Source organism: Anaerotignum lactatifermentans (genome assembly GCF_016902535.1).
Lineage (GTDB): Bacteria > Bacillota > Clostridia > Lachnospirales > Anaerotignaceae > Anaerotignum > Anaerotignum lactatifermentans_A.
Genome location: NZ_JACSNY010000001.1, coordinates 269669 through 284576 on the forward strand (window position 1 = coordinate 269669; position 14908 = coordinate 284576).

At 50.5% G+C, this 14908-nt stretch carries 11 protein-coding genes and 1 other annotated feature; of the genes, 1 reads left to right on the top strand and 10 read right to left on the bottom strand.

What is annotated here, in order from left to right; translation table 11 throughout:
- Positions 1–68: 68 nt before the first annotated feature.
- From H9X84_RS01310 to H9X84_RS01325, 4 genes are all read right to left on the bottom strand, one after another.
- Entirely contained in the window at positions 69–728 is a 660-nt protein-coding gene (locus H9X84_RS01310; protein WP_205132512.1) for a hypothetical protein, read from the bottom strand.
- 165 nt (positions 729–893) lie between these two features.
- Complete coding sequence (gene aspS / locus H9X84_RS01315; protein ID WP_205132513.1) at positions 894–2711, bottom strand: aspartate--tRNA ligase; 1818 nt, start codon at positions 2709–2711, stop codon at positions 894–896.
- Between the two features lie 88 nt (positions 2712–2799).
- The gene (locus H9X84_RS01320; RefSeq protein WP_205132514.1) at positions 2800–4077 is read right to left on the bottom strand and encodes a cytidylate kinase family protein; all 1278 of its coding nucleotides are present in this window, start codon (positions 4075–4077) and stop codon (positions 2800–2802) included.
- Positions 4078–4084: 7 nt separating this feature from the next.
- On the bottom strand, positions 4085–4507 hold the full coding sequence (locus tag H9X84_RS01325) for a MarR family winged helix-turn-helix transcriptional regulator (protein ID WP_205132515.1): 423 nt from the start codon (positions 4505–4507) through the stop codon (positions 4085–4087).
- 199 nt (positions 4508–4706) lie between these two features.
- On the opposite strand from H9X84_RS01325, the gene H9X84_RS01330 reads away from it, so the two are divergent.
- A complete protein-coding gene (locus tag H9X84_RS01330; protein WP_205132516.1) occupies positions 4707–5306 on the top strand; it encodes an AAA family ATPase in 600 nt (199 codons plus the stop codon).
- 238 nt (positions 5307–5544) lie between these two features.
- Here the strand turns inward: H9X84_RS01330 and H9X84_RS01335 are convergent, their stop codons facing one another.
- The 6 genes from H9X84_RS01335 to H9X84_RS01360 form a co-directional block, all read right to left on the bottom strand.
- Entirely contained in the window at positions 5545–8175 is a 2631-nt protein-coding gene (locus H9X84_RS01335; protein WP_205132517.1) for a valine--tRNA ligase, read from the bottom strand.
- A gap of 40 nt (positions 8176–8215) precedes the next feature.
- Positions 8216–8436, bottom strand: a binding site (T-box leader).
- 67 nt (positions 8437–8503) lie between these two features.
- Positions 8504–9664, bottom strand: coding sequence for a putative lipid II flippase FtsW (ftsW, locus tag H9X84_RS01340; RefSeq protein WP_205132518.1), 1161 nt, complete (start codon positions 9662–9664; stop codon positions 8504–8506).
- A 21-nt stretch (positions 9665–9685) separates the two neighbouring features.
- Positions 9686–11044 carry a UDP-N-acetylmuramoyl-L-alanine--D-glutamate ligase gene (gene murD, locus H9X84_RS01345; RefSeq protein ID WP_205132519.1) on the bottom strand — a complete coding sequence of 453 codons (1359 nt, stop codon included), beginning with the start codon at positions 11042–11044 and terminating at the stop codon, positions 9686–9688.
- Positions 11045–11062: 18 nt separating this feature from the next.
- Positions 11063–12049 carry a phospho-N-acetylmuramoyl-pentapeptide-transferase gene (gene mraY / locus H9X84_RS01350; protein ID WP_330612216.1) on the bottom strand — a complete coding sequence of 329 codons (987 nt, stop codon included), beginning with the start codon at positions 12047–12049 and terminating at the stop codon, positions 11063–11065.
- A gap of 1 nt (position 12050) precedes the next feature.
- The gene (locus H9X84_RS01355) at positions 12051–13433 is read right to left on the bottom strand and encodes a UDP-N-acetylmuramoyl-tripeptide--D-alanyl-D-alanine ligase (RefSeq protein ID WP_205132520.1); all 1383 of its coding nucleotides are present in this window, start codon (positions 13431–13433) and stop codon (positions 12051–12053) included.
- Complete coding sequence (locus H9X84_RS01360) at positions 13430–14884, bottom strand: UDP-N-acetylmuramoyl-L-alanyl-D-glutamate--2,6-diaminopimelate ligase (RefSeq protein ID WP_205132521.1); 1455 nt, start codon at positions 14882–14884, stop codon at positions 13430–13432. Before H9X84_RS01360 ends, H9X84_RS01355 begins: the two co-directional genes overlap by 4 nt.
- Positions 14885–14908 lie beyond the last annotated feature (24 nt).

Below are 14908 nucleotides of genomic sequence, written 5' to 3' on the forward strand. Positions count from 1 at the left end.
CAGTCACAGGAGATTCCACCGTTGATGTTTTCATTTTTCAGGAGAGTTCTTTTTTCCCCTCTGGTTATTTACAGTTTGCGCCGCATCAGCTTCACATCAGCATCATGCCCCGGCGTTTCCGCAATTTCCGGATGGTTTTCCAAATATTCCCGAGCATCCTTTTTTCTGCCGTCGGTGGCGTAACGCATCACCTGAAGGATATGATATTCCACAGAAAGCTTGGGATTCTGCCGTGCCAGCGTCAGATGGTCCTCCTTCAGGGACAGGAGTTTGCGGGCCGCGTCGTCCTTATCCAGATGGAACAGCGTCATGGCCAGTCTGGTGTAATAGGTCTGGGCCACTTCCCCCTTCAGTCCTTTCTCCGGCACTGTCAGCAGTTTATCCTTCGCTGTTTCATAATCGCCTTTTGCCATATAGCCGCTGCCAATATTGGTCATCAGCCGCGCCTCCATGACCTTTCCCGTATTTTTTTCCTTCTGATAATACTGCTCCATTTCCACAAGGTAGGTATCCGGGTCTTCCAGCCGAATGTTCTCCAGTGCTTCCAGTTTTCCCGCCAGTTCATCCAAGGATTTCCGGTTCACATTGATGCCGATGACGAAAAACAGCGCAATGACGATGCCGTAGAACATCCACATCTCGTCTCCCATATTCCCCATGGATTCCAAAACAATAATGGCTACGATAAAGATAAATAACGCCGCCCCATAAATCTTTTTTGCCTTCATTTCCGTCTTCCGTCCTTTCCCATTCCTTATGAAAGCCGTGTTTCAGTCACGCAGAAGGATACCACAGCTTTCCTTTATATGCAAGTCTTTTTCCGTGAAAAAAGCAAGAATCCGCAAAACAGGCGTGAAAGTCTCGCTCTCACGCCTGCGCTGTTTATTCAAATATTAGGCTTCTGTTTCTTCCGCCGCTTTGATAATCTCTTCGTTAATAGAGATTGCCAGCTCATCCAGCTGCTTCTGATCTACCACATTGGGTGCATCGGTCATAGGGCAGGATGCGTCTTTTACCTTCGGGAAGGCGATGACGTCACGGATGCTGGGCGCGTTGCTCATGAGCATAATGATTCTGTCCAGACCAAAGGCCAGACCGCCATGAGGGGGTACGCCGTATTTGAAGGCATCCAGCAGGAAACCAAAGCGTTCCTGCGCGTCCTCCTGGGTAAAGCCCAGCAGTTCAAACATTTTCTGCTGGATATCTCTGCGGTGGATTCTGATGGAACCGCCGCCCAGCTCATAGCCGTTGAGCACCATATCATAAGCCTTGGCACGCACTGCACCGGGATCTGTATCCAACAGTGCAATATCCTCATCCATGGGCGCTGTGAAAGGATGGTGTACCGCCACATATCTGTTTTCTTCCTCATCCCATTCCAGCATAGGGAATTCTGTTACCCACAGGAACCGGAAGTCATCGGGACTGGTCAGACCCAGAATCTTAGACAGTTCCAGACGCAGAGCGCCCAGAGCGTCGAATACCACTTTGTCCTTGTCAGCACAAATAAGGATCAGGTCACCGGGCTTGCCTTCCATTTTATCCACGATCTCCTGCAGCTTCTCCGGTGTAAAGAACTTGGCGATCTGAGATTTCAGGCTGCCATCCTCGTTGACCACGATCCATGCCAGACCTTTGGCACGATAAGTTTTCACAAATTCCACCAGAGAGTCGATCTTCTTTCTGGGGAAGGAACCGCAGCCCTTGGCATTGATGGCACGAACACTGCCGCCTGCCTCCAGCGCGGATTTGAATACCACAAACTCTGTACCGGCCACCACTTCGGAAATGTTCACCAGTTCCATGCCGAAACGTACATCCGGCTTATCGGAACCGAAACGTTCCATAGCTTCTTTATATGTCATACGCTGCAGAGGGATCTGTACATCCACATTCATGATGTCCTTGAATACCTTCTGCATCAGTCTTTCATTGATATCCAGAATATCGTCCACATCCACAAAGGACAGCTCCATATCCACCTGTGTGAATTCCGGCTGTCTGTCGGCACGCAGGTCCTCATCACGGAAGCATTTCGCAATCTGGTAATAACGGTCCATACCGGATACCATCAGCAGCTGCTTATACAGCTGAGGGGACTGAGGCAGGCCGTAGAAATTGCCGGGATGCACACGGCTGGGAACCAGATAGTCTCTGGCGCCTTCCGGTGTGGACTTGCCCAGAATGGGAGTCTCGATTTCCAGGAAGCCTTCGCTGTTCAGGAAGGAACGCAGCGCCTGCACTACATGATGGCGCAGCACAATGTTCTTCAGCTGGCAAGGTCTTCTCAGATCCAGGTATCTGTATTTCAGACGCAGGTCGTCTTTTACAGTAATGTTGTCCTCGATCTGGAACGGTGTGGTTTCGGATTCGGACAGGATACGCAGCTCAGAAGCGATAATCTCGATCTTCCCTGTTTTCATATTGGGGTTGATATTGCCTTCTGTTCTGGCTGTAACAGTGCCGCGTACCGCCAGTGTATACTCACTGCGGACCGTTTCCGCTTTTTCAAAAATCTCCTTGGGTGCCGTATTGCCATCGATGGCGATCTGTACCAGACCGGATCTGTCGCGCAGAGCAATAAAGATCAGCTGCCCCAGGTCACGGCGGCGCTGTACCCAGCCCATCACGGTCACTTCCTGGCCGATCAGGGTTTCATTGACTTGCGTACACATATGGCTTCTTTTCAAGCCGGTAATTGATTCTCCCATATCTTACAAATCTCCTTACAGATAAAAATTTTCTTTTACTATCATACCATCTTTGGCCAAAAAGTAAAGCGCAACGGCAAAAAAACTCTTATTTTTCCATATCCTTGATAAAGCGGTAAAGCACATCCACTGTGCCATCGATGCCACAGAGAGCGCTGTCGATGGACAGATGATAGTTTTCGGCGCTTTCCCAGGTACCGCCGGTATATTTTTTATAGTGCTTTGCCCGTTCCTCATTGACTTCCCGGATCTTCAGCGCCGCCTGCTCCTTTGTCAGTCCGTAGGACGCCGCCGCGTGAGCCTCCCGGAAATCCTCCGGCGCATGGATGAAAAATCGTACGGTATGAGGTCTTTGCCGCAGGATCACATCAGCGCATCTGCCCACGATAACGCAGTTGCCTTTGGCCGCCACTTCGGAAATGACCTTCCATTCCGCCAGAAACAGCCGATCCATAGGCGGCATATCGTCGCCGGAATAGGCGTAAAACTGGGAAATTACCTGCTGCAAAATGGGATTTTTCACAGACTGCTCGTTTTTCTCGATAAATTCTCTGGACAAACCGCTTTCTTTGGCCGTCAGATCAATCAAGTTCCGGTCATAAAAGGCCATTCCCAGCTTCTGGGCCAGTGCCTTGCCGATCTCATGTCCGCCGCTGCCGTATTCTCTGGCAATGGTAATCACCAGACCGGAAGAATCTTCCGCCGGTTCCTCTTCTGCCGCTTCTTTGGCGCCAAAGAGCATTCCATCCAGAAAATACAGTTTTCTGCCGTAAAAGCTGGCAATGGTGCCGATGAGCAATGCGGAAATAATAGTGCCTTCCCGTACCCCTTCCAGATGGTGGAACAGGATCAGAGAAATCACCGCTGCGGAAATGGACAGTGTCGCATCAAAACATACCTTGATCTTGCCGAATTCCTTATGAAAAGCGGTACAAAAGGCTTTAACGAAGCCTTCCCCCGGCAGCATCACTACATTGGCCAGCACTTCCGTATAAACACCGAAGCCCAGAATCAGACAGCCAATAAATAAAGATACGATCTTAGCGGGATAATTCTGCGGCGCCACGAAAAACAGCAGTTCCATGGTAAAGTCGATAAAATAGCCAAACAGCACTGAAACAGGAATCTGCAGAAGCTGTATCTTTTCAAATCTGCTGCGCAGAATCGCTATCTGCAATACAATCAGCAGCACACTGAAGGCAATGGTAAACTGCCCCAATGTCAAAGGAAAATACAAACTTAACGTATAAGGGATACTGGAAATAGGTGATGTTCCCAGATTCGCCTTTGTAATAAAACTAATGCCCAGGGCATTGATAAACAGCCCAATCAAAAATACAAAATACCGCCTTGCTTTTACCGCCATGTTTACTTCATCCCTTCATCATATTCTCATAGATCTTTTCCAGCATCTCACGGAGGAATTCCTGCTCCTCCCCGCTCAGCCCTTCCAGGGCTTTGGCCTCACAGGCCGAAAAAATGGGCCGTACCGTCTCAAGGGCCAGCCGTTTTCCTTTTTCCGTCAGATAGACATATCGTGATTTCTTATTGCCTTCCATCAGCTGCCTGCAAATCAGACCCGATTCCTCCATTCGTTTCAGGATTCCCGTTACCGTCGCCGGTTCCAGATGGAATTTCTGCCCCAGAACCTTCTGCTCACAGCCGTCATGCTCCGCCAGAAAATCCAGCATCTTTGATTGCCCCGGCAAAAGCCCCTGGGCCGCCGCCTCCAGTACCACCTGCTTTTGAAAGGCCGTCTGAGCCAGCAGCAGCAAATGATGAAAACTTTTTTCCATAATATGCCTCCCATTTTTGTTTAGCTTGCTAAATATATTATGCGCTTTTTTTCCCGTTTGTCAATGGGCAATTCCAAAGGATTCGCAAGAAATAGAGTTGTCAGTTGAATTTCTTTGTTGTATAATGTTTTTATATTGTTTAGAACCGGATCAATTCATCATAGAGAAGTATTTTTTCCAGTTAGAGGGGGAGTTTACCATGAACCATAAAATCATCACCATCAGCCGTCAGTACGGCAGCGGCGGCAGAATCATCGGCAAAAAACTGGCAGACGAGCTGGGTATTCCATTTTATGACAACGAGCTCATCAATCTGGCGGCAGAAAAGACCGGCCTGTCCAAGGACTGCTTCAAAGAAGCGGAAAACGTATCTACCGGAAATCTGCTGCTTTCCCTGACTACATTGACTCCAACAGTCGATTCCTATGGTCTGCCTTTGAATGAGAAGATCTTTCTGATCCAGTCTCAGGTTATCAAAGAAGTAGCGGAACAGGGCAGCTGTGTCATCGTAGGCCGCTCCGCGGACTATGTTCTGGCAGAAAACCCTAACTGCATCAAATTATTCATCCACGCGGAACTGGAGGATCGGGTAAAACGCGCAACGGAATTATACCATCTGGATGCCAAAAACATAGAATCCGCCGTTCTGAAAACAGATAAAAAGCGTGCAGGCTACTACAACTACTTCACCGGTCAGAAATGGGGCAAGCTGGAAAACTACGACCTTGCCATCAACACCTCTAAGATCGCGTTGGATGACGTTGTGGAGATCCTGAAATCCTATGTAGAAAAAAGATAAAAACAGGCACTCTTTCGTCAAAGACGGCTTTCTGTCATCTCTTTGACCATTGGGCAAAAAGAATCGCTGATGTTTCATGGGCCAAACCGCCCGGAATCGTCAGCTTTTTTTGTGGAAATCCATATTCTCCCTGTGCCGCCTTTTCTTTTTATTCCCTCTGAAAAAACCAAAAACAGCCGTTATGGGGAAATCCCATAACGGCTGTTTTGCTATCCATATCATGCGATACGCTGTTTTTTTATTTCAGCTGTGCCAGACGTTCTTCTACCTGTGCCAGAATCGCGCGATATTTTTCTTCTTTTGCCTTTTCCTCGTCGATGACCTTCTGCGGCGCTTTGGCTACGAAGCCCTGATTTGCCAGCTTCTTTTCCACACGCTCGATCTCTTTGAGCATTTTTTCTTTTTCTTTGTTCAGACGTTCCCGTTCTTTTTCCACGTCTACCAGTTCCGCAAAGGGCATATAGATCGTTGCGTTGGAAACCACAACGGAAACGGCGTCCTCACCGATGCCGGCTTTATCCGCCTGTACCGTTACTTCGCTGGCGTGAGCCAGTGTCTTGAAGAATACCTTGCTGTGTTCAAACAGGAAGCGTACTTCTTCTTTATCGGATACAACGAATACCTGCGCCTTTTTGGAGGGTGCTACGTTCATTTCCGCACGGATATTACGGATTGCGCGGACAGCCTCTTTGATGGCGTCGATTTCTTCCTCGTTTTCCTGATAGTTCCATTCTTCCTTATATACAGGCCACTGGGAGATCATGATGCTTTCTTCCTCGTCCTGGATATGCAGGAACAGTTCTTCTGTAATAAAAGGCATGAAAGGATGGAGCATCTTCAGCGCATTGATGAGAACGGTCTTCAATGTCCACAGGGCCGCTTCTCTTGTCTGGTCCTCTTTGTTGTAGAGACGGGGTTTTACCATCTCGATATACCAGTCACAGAATTCATCCCACAGGAAATCATAGATCTTCTGTGCCGCCAGACCCAGTTCATAGTGTTCCAGATTTTCTTCTACATCCTTCGCCAGTGTATTTACCTTGGACAGAATCCATTTATCGGCGGAAGTCAGCATCAGCAGCTTGGTCTCCTGCTTGTCTTCCATGTTCATCATTACGAAACGGCTGGCGTTCCAGATCTTATTGCAGAAATTCCGGCAGTTTTCCAGTCTTTCCCAGTAGAAACGCATGTCGTTGCCAGGCGCGTTGCCGGTAATGAGCATCAGACGCAGAGGGTCCGCGCCGTAGTTGGCGATAACTTCCAGAGGATCAATGCCGTTGCCCAGGGATTTGGAGAACTTTCTGCCCTGATCGTCACGGATCAGACCATGGATCAATACATCATGGAAGGGAATCTCATGCATATTTTCCATACCGGAGAATACCATACGGATTACCCAGAAGAAAATGATATCATAGCCCGTTACCAGTGTGCTGGTAGGATAGAACTGTTTCAGATCTTCCGTATCATGAGGCCAGCCCAGTGTGGAGAAAGGCCACAGAGCGGAGCTGAACCATGTATCCAGAGTATCCTCATCCTGCTTCAGGTTGGTACTGCCGCATTTTTCACATTTTTCCGGTGTATTCTTGTTTACGGTAATATGGCCGCAGTCCTGGCAGTAGTACGCGGGAATCCGGTGACCCCACCACAGCTGACGGGAAATACACCAGTCACGGATATTTTCCAGCCAATGCATATAGATCTTACCGAAACGATCGGGGATAAAATGCAGCTTATCCTGTTCATATACTTCCATAGCGGGTTTTGCCAGTTCATCCATTTTTACGAACCACTGGAGCTTAATCAAAGGCTCAATAGCTGTGTTGCATCTTTCATGGCAGCCTACGGCATGGGTGATCTTTTCGATCTCAACCAGATAGCCTTCCTCTTTCAGACGTTCTACAATGGCTTTTCTTGCTTCCATTCTGTCCATGCCTTCGTATTCGCCGGCATTTTCATTCATAGTGCCGTCATCGTTCATAACATTGATGCGGGGCAGGTTATGACGAACGCCTACCTCAAAGTCGTTAGGGTCATGGGCCGGTGTAATCTTTACAACGCCGGTACCAAATTCCCGGTCAACATATTCATCGGCAACAATAGGCAGCTCCTTGTTCAGCAGAGGCAGGATACAGGTCTTGCCAATAAGGTGCTGATATCTTTCATCCTCGGGATGAACTGCTACGGCTGTATCGCCCAGCATCGTCTCCGGTCTGGTCGTTGCCAGACGCAGTCTTTCATCGGAACCAACAATGGGATATTCGATATGGTAGAAGGCGCCTTCCTGGTCAATATGGTTTACTTCCGCGTCGGAAATGGTGGTCTGGCACTCAGGACACCAGTTGATAATCTTTTCCCCACGGTAGATATAGCCTTTTTCATAGAGACGGCAGAATACTTCCAGAACTGCCTCGGAGCATCCTTCGTCCATGGTAAAACGTACTCTGTCCCAGTCACAGGAGCAGCCCAGTTTCCGCAGCTGATTCAGGATGATGCCGCCGTATTCTTCCTTCCACGCCCAGGCACGTTCCAGGAAGCCCTCACGGCCTACATCCGCTTTGGTCAGGCCCTCGGAAGCCATTTTCTGTACAACCTTCAGCTCTGTGGAAATACTTGCATGGTCAATGCCGGGTACCCACAATGCGTTGTAGCCCGCCATTCTTTTCCAGCGGATCAGGATATCCTGCATGGTATTGTCCAGGGCGTGGCCCATATGCAGCTGACCGGTAATATTCGGGGGCGGCATTACGATGCTGTAAGGTTTCTTTGTTTTGTCGATTTTTGTGTGGAAATATTTCTTTTCCATCCACATGGCGTAGAGTCTGTCCTCTACGGCTGCGGGATCAAAATTCTTTGCCAGCTCTCTCACTTTTTTTCCTCCTTTGTCACATAAAAAAGAGCTTTCCTCCCAAAAGGACGAAAGCTCGCGGTACCACCTTATTTCCCGCCGCAAAAAACGGCGGACACTCTCGGTCGATAACGGGACCAGACGGCTCTGCCTACTTTTCGTTCAGCAAAGCGACTCCAAAGCTACCTTCTGCGGACCGGACTCCCGAAAAAACCTCTCAGCCTCTGGGTTTTTCTCTCTGGCGGATGGCTCCCGCATACTCCTCTTTTTCCTTGTCTTTGGCTTTTTTGATGCTTATATGTAAGCATTTTATTCAATACAACCAAATTTGTCAATAGCTTTTTGTAAATTATTCTGTATTCCTTTGCTCCTTCGGGAACCTGGAAATATTCATCAAAATCCCCATCATGCCCATGGTAAAGATCAGGGAGGTGCCGCCGTAGCTGATAAAAGGCAGCGGCTGCCCCGTATTGGGGATGGTATTGGTCACAACACCGATATTGATGAGGGACTGAAATCCGATGACAGAGGTGATGCCAGTGGCTACCAGCATCCCATAACTATCTCTGGCCCGCATGGCAATCCGAAGTCCTCGCCAAACCAATACAGCCAGCAGCGCCACCACCAGTCCGGCGCCGATCAGGCCCAGTTCCTCGCAAATAATAGAGAAAATAAAGTCGTTATAGGGTTCCGGGATAAATGTTTTTTGCCGGCTTTGTCCCAGCCCCAGGCCAAACAGCCCACCGGAGGCTACCGCGTACAGCGACTGTATGATCTGGTATCCATCCCCCAGTGTATCAGACCAGGGGTCCAGCCAGATCAGAATACGATCCAAACGATAGCGGAACTGAGGAATCAATACCGCCAGCGCGCCCAAAGGCACCAACAGAGCCGCCCCTACCACAAAGTACCATATTCTTGGACTGGCAATAAACAAAATCACCATGCCTACCAACCCCAGCAGAAGGGCCGTGGAGAAGTTGGAAACGGCGATCAAGCCCACCGGAATCAGCAGTATGCCCAAAGCTTTCAGAAATCCCTTCAGATTCGCCAGCTCACTCCTATGCTCCAGAACATAGTACGACAGATACAGAATTACAGCGATCTTCGTAAATTCTGAGGGCTGGAAGCTCAAAGGCCCGATCCCCAGCCACCGCTTCTGACCATAGGCCTCTGTCCCGAAAAAGGGCAGCAGCAGAAGAAAGAAATTGGACAGCAGATATGCCGGAAAAGCAAGCCTTTTCCAGAACTGATAGGGAATCCGCATAGCCATAAACATCCCGGCAGATCCGATCACTACCCATGCCGCCTGCCGTTTCAGGAAATAAAACATATCGTTGTTAAAATTGGCGTTTGTCATGGTGTAATAATAGCTGGAACTGAAAATCATGACCACGCCGAAAAGAACCAATGTCAGCACAATAAAAAGCACGGCAAAATCAAAGGGCTCTGTTTTTTTCGGTTTTCTTCCGCTGCGCCTTGCGGCGTTTCCCTGTTTTGTTCGTTTCATGCCCACACCTCGTTCCGATTTTTATTTCAAATAGGACTTCACCTGTTCCTTGAACAGGTCTCCTCTCTGTTCGTAATTATCAAACATTCCCCAGCTTGCGCAGGCCGGAGAAAGCAGGACGCAGTCTCCCGGCTGGGCCTTGCTGCGGCAAAGGTCTACAGCCTCCGCAAAGGTCTCGCAGTCCGTGATCTCCGTAAAGCCAAATTTTTCCGCCGAAGCCCGAATCTGGGGCGCTGTTACGCCGATCAGCACCAGATGCTTCACTCTGCCGGGGAACAGCTTCGTCCAGTCATCAAAGGACACACCCTTGTCGTAGCCGCCGCCAATGAGAACAATGGGCTTTTCCATAGCCAGCACCGCCCGGATAGACGCGTCCGTATTGGTGCCCTTGGAATCATTGTAGTAGTCCACACCATCTACTGTGGCCACATATTCAATACGGTGGGCAACGCCTTTGAAGTTCCGCAGTACGGTACGGATTTCTTCCAGAGAAACGCCGGCGCAGATGCCCATGGCCGCTGCCGCCATGACATTTTCATAGTTATGCACACCCAGAATCTGCAATTCACCTACAGACAGCAGCTTTTCGTCGATGCCCTGCCATTTTACGAAAATATCCTTTCCCTGCAGGAAAATGCCCTCTTCCAGAGTCTCCTGACTGCTGAAGAAAAACACCTTTGCCGCTGTTTTTTCCGCCATTTTGCGGCAGACCTCATCCCCATGGTTCAGGATGCAGAAATCCTCCGTCGTCTGACGGGCAAAAACTCGCTCCTTCATGGCAATATAGACCTCCATGGTCTTATGACGGTTCAGATGATCCGGTGTGATATTCAGCACCGCGCTGATGTGGGGATGGAATTCTCTGGCTTTTTCCATCTGGAAGCTGCTGATTTCCGCAACTACCCAGTCTTTTTCCGTCAGCCGTTCCACCTCCGCGGAATAAGGCACACCAATATTGCCCACCACAGCGGTGCCGGGGCGTACCATCTTCATGATCTCCCCTGTCAGTGTTGTTGTAGTTGTCTTGCCGTTGGTGCCGGTAATGGCAGTAATGGGGCAGGGTGTCTGGCGGTATGCCAGTTCCACCTCACTGATGACCTCCACCCCGGCGGCCTCTGCCGCGGCGATAAAAGGCAGGTCACAGGGAATACCCGGGCTCAAAACGATCAGATCCTGCGCACAGGCAATATCATCCGGGTTCTGTCCCGTATAGAGCGTAATGCCCTTTTCTTCCAATGCCAGCGCTTCCGCCGGCACATCCTCTCTTTTTTTCATATCCTGCAAGGTGACCTGCGCCCCCATATGATGCAGCAGAGCGGCAGCGGCAATACCGCTTTTTGCCATGCCGCAGACCAGCGCGTGTTTTCCCGCAACATTCATGTCATTTCCCTCTTTTCGTTAAAACATATATTTACAGCCCAAAAAGCCGATGAGACACAGCATAGCCGTAATGACGTAAAACAGTGTCACTACTTTCGTTTCCTTCCAGCCGCACTGCTCCAGATGATGGTGGAAGGGCGCCATTTTAAACAGTCGTCTGCCCTCGCCGTATTTGCGCTTGGTGATCTTGAACCAACCTACCTGCAGCATAACCGTAATGGATTCCCACAGATAAATAAAGCCGACAATGACAATAAAAATGGGCATTTTCAGTACAAAAGCGGCGGACGCCACAAAGCCGCCCAAAGCCAGAGAACCTGTATCCCCCATAAACACCTTGGCGGGATAGGAGTTAAAGATCAAAAAGGCCAGCAGCGCGCCGGCAATAGCGCCGCACACAGGCGAAATGGCACTGCCTGCCGCCCAGGAAACGATCATAAAGAAAGCCGCTACGATCAGCGTCACACCGCCGGCCAGACCATCCAGACCGTCGGTCAGGTTTACGCCATTGACCGTCCCCAGTACCGCCACAAAGAGGAAGGGAATGAACAACAGACCCAGATCCAGTTCATAGCCTCCCGCGAAGGGGATATAAACGGCTGTGCCTGTGCCATTTTTGAGCAGGTGCCAGCAGAATACCGCCGTCACAATCAGCTGCAGCGCCAGCTTCTGCCATGCCCGCAAGCCCAGAGAGCGTTTTTTCACCACTTTGATATAGTCATCCAAAAAGCCGATAATACCATAGCACAATGTCATCAGTACCACTGCGATGCCATCGGCGTTTCCCTTCAGGAAAAACAGCGACGCCACCACAAAAGCGATCAAAAAGGCAATGCCGCCCATGGTCGGCGTGCCCTGCTTCTGCAAATGTGTCTGCGGCCCGTCATCCCTGACGTTCTGCCCGAACTTCAGCCGGTGCAGCAGAGGGATCAAAATGGGGCACAGGATCACTCCCAGCACAAATGATATGATAATGGCGTAAACCGCCTGTTCCAAAGAACCCACTTTATTTCACTCCTTGCAATTTTTCCACTGTTTTTTCAAATCCCATACTGCGGGATGCCTTCAGCAATATGGTATCCCCTTTCCGGAGCAGGTCCATGCCCTTCTCCCAGAATTCTTCCTGTGTATCATAGCAGTATACCTGTTCCATGCCGCCTTCTCTGGCGCCTGCCGCCATATCCGTGGAGAAATTTCCCACACAGAACAGCAGGTCGATCTTCTTTTCCGCCGCATAGGCGCCCACTTCCTTATGCATCTGGGGCGCGTATTCTCCCAGCTCGCCCATGAAGCCCAGGAAGGCAACCTTTCTGCCCTTGGCGTTGGCCAGAATATCCAAAGACGCCTTGGTCGATACCGGATTCGCATTATATACGTCGTTGAGCAGAGTAAATCCGCCCTCTGTTTCCATGACCGCCATGCGGTTTTTGGTGGGTACGAAATTCTCAATACCCGCCTTGATTTCCGCTAGCGTCAGGCCCAATTCCATGCCTACCGCCGCCGCGGAAAGAGCGTTCAGCACCATATGGTTCCCCGGCAGAGGGATATTGACCTCCACACTGCCCTTGGGTGTATGGATGGTGCATTTTGTTTTTTCCAGTTCTACCATCTCGATGCCGTCGGCATAGAAATCCCGTTTGTTTTCCACGCCGAACCATACGATTCTCTGGGGCAGCTTGCCTTCCATGGTAACCAGCATATCGTTGTCTCCATTGAGGATGGCTACGCCCTTTTCATCCATATGTTCAAACATTTCGCACTTCGCCTGCAAAATGCCTTCCCTGCTGCCCAGATATTCGATATGGGCTACCCCTACGTTGGAGATCAGCCCGATATCCGGTCTTGCCGCAGCGGCCAGCCTGCGAATCTCCCCGAAATGGTTCATGCCCATTTCGATGACAGCCGCCTCATGGCTCTCCTCCAGACCAAAAAGGGTCAGCGGCACACCAATATCGTTATTATAATTGCCCTGTGTCCACAGGGTATTGTATTTCTGAGAAAGGACAGAAGCCACCATATCCTTTGTGGTGGTTTTGCCTACACTACCGGTGATGCCCACAAAAGGGATCTCAAACTTGCCGCGGTAAAAAGAAGCCGCGTCCAGCAGTGCCTGCCCACAGTTTTCCACCAGCAGAATCACGCCCTTGTCCGCAGGCAGACGTTCCTCCTCGGAAAAGCAGGCCAGCGCGCCTTTTTCAAAACACTGGTCAATAAACAGATGGCCGTCAGTCTTTTCCCCCTTCAAGGGCACAAACAGCGCGCCTTCCGCCGCCTGACGGGAATCGGTGATTACCTTTGTGACACAGCGTTCTTTTACATTATCCGTTTCTTTTGTGAGGATTTTCGCTCCGGTTGCCTGTGCGATATCCCCGATGGTCAGTTTTTTCATAAGCAGTCCTCTCCAAACGCTTTTCTAATTTCTTCCGTATCGTCAAAATGAATGGTTCTGTCCGGGAAGATCTGATAAGTCTCATGCCCCTTTCCGGCAATCACAATCACATCGCCCGGCTTCGCCAGATCTACGGCCCGGCAGATGGCCGCTCTTCGATCCACCTGTTTCTCATACGGGCATCCTGTTTCTTTGGTGCCCGCTTCCACATCCCGCAGGATCTGTTCCGGGTCTTCCGTTCTGGGGTTGTCGGAAGTGATGATGCAGTAGCCGGAGCGTTCCCCGGCGATCCGCCCCATAATGGGCCGCTTTGTCTTATCCCGGTCGCCGCCGCAGCCAAATACGGTAATAATCCGCCCTTTGACAAATTCCGCCGCCGTATTCAGCACATTTTCCAGTCCATCCGGTGTGTGGGCATAGTCCACAATAGCCTGAACGCCTTTTTTGCTGCGGATGGTCTGGAATCGACCGGAAACACCGGGATTTTCCGCCAGTCCCGCCAGAATCTCCTCCATGGGCGCGCCCAGATACAGGCAGGCGCCGATGGCGCCCAAGGCGTTATATACACTGAAGCGCCCCGGCGTATGCAGACGCACCCCATAGCGCCCGCCCTCATAGACCAGCGTAAAAGCGGTGCCTTCCGCCGTAATGGAAATATCCTCCGCCCGCAGGTCCGCCGGATGGTCGATGGCATAGGTCATGACGCTGCCTTTTGCGCAGTCCGCCATGTATGCCCCCGCCTCGTCGTCCAGATTGATGACGGATTTATCCGCCCGGGCAAAAAGCAGCCCTTTGGCCTTTTTATAGTTTTCCATGGTTTTATGATAATCCAGATGGTCCTGTGTCAGGTTAGTAAATACCGCCACATCAAAATGGATGCCGTCTACCCGGTGCAAATCCAGAGAATGAGAGGAAACCTCCATCACCACATCCTCTACCCTTTCTTCGGTCATCCGCCGGAACAAAGCCTGTAATTCCAGAGACTCCGGTGTCGTCCGCTCCGTAGGGATCACCGTATCCCCGATGCGGTTCTCAATGGTGCCCACAAGACCAGTCTTCCGTCCTATGCGCTCCAATACAGACCGTACCAGATATGTGGTAGTGGTTTTTCCGTTGGTCCCCGTCACACCCATGACCTGCATGGACGCCGTAGGGTCTTCGTAATATTTCGCCGCCGCGGCCGCCAGCGCCGCCCGGTTATTTTCTGTTACCAGTACAGGGATATTTTCCGGAACGCCCTCTACGGCATGTTCCGCCAAAATGGCCGCCGCGCCCTTTTCCACCGCCATGGGGATGAATTTATGGCCGTCGGTCTGAAAGCCGGAAATGGCCACAAACAGGCCGCCCCGCTCCACTTTTCTGGAATCGTAGGCAATGGTGCTGACTTCCGTCTCCGCACTGCCCTGTATGATTTGATAAGGAATCTGCTCCAGCAGTTCTCGCAATTTCACGGTACTTCCTCCTTTTTACCCATA

Bases quoted from the DNA above. Each gene is read 5' to 3' on its own strand.
- murD (WP_205132519.1), bottom strand. From the start codon at position 11,044: ATGAATGTTGCGGGAAAACACGCGCTGGTCTGCGGCATGGCAAAAAGC.
- H9X84_RS01325 (WP_205132515.1), bottom strand. From the start codon at position 4,507: ATGGAAAAAAGTTTTCATCATTTGCTGCTGCTGGCTCAGACGGCCTTT.
- ftsW (WP_205132518.1), bottom strand. From the start codon at position 9,664: ATGAAACGAACAAAACAGGGAAACGCCGCAAGGCGCAGCGGAAGAAAA.
- H9X84_RS01330 (WP_205132516.1), top strand. From the start codon at position 4,707: ATGAACCATAAAATCATCACCATCAGCCGTCAGTACGGCAGCGGCGGC.
- aspS (WP_205132513.1), bottom strand. From the start codon at position 2,711: ATGGGAGAATCAATTACCGGCTTGAAAAGAAGCCATATGTGTACGCAA.
- H9X84_RS01310 (WP_205132512.1), bottom strand. From the start codon at position 728: ATGAAGGCAAAAAAGATTTATGGGGCGGCGTTATTTATCTTTATCGTA.
- H9X84_RS01355 (WP_205132520.1), bottom strand. From the start codon at position 13,433: ATGAAAAAACTGACCATCGGGGATATCGCACAGGCAACCGGAGCGAAA.
- H9X84_RS01320 (WP_205132514.1), bottom strand. From the start codon at position 4,077: ATGGCGGTAAAAGCAAGGCGGTATTTTGTATTTTTGATTGGGCTGTTT.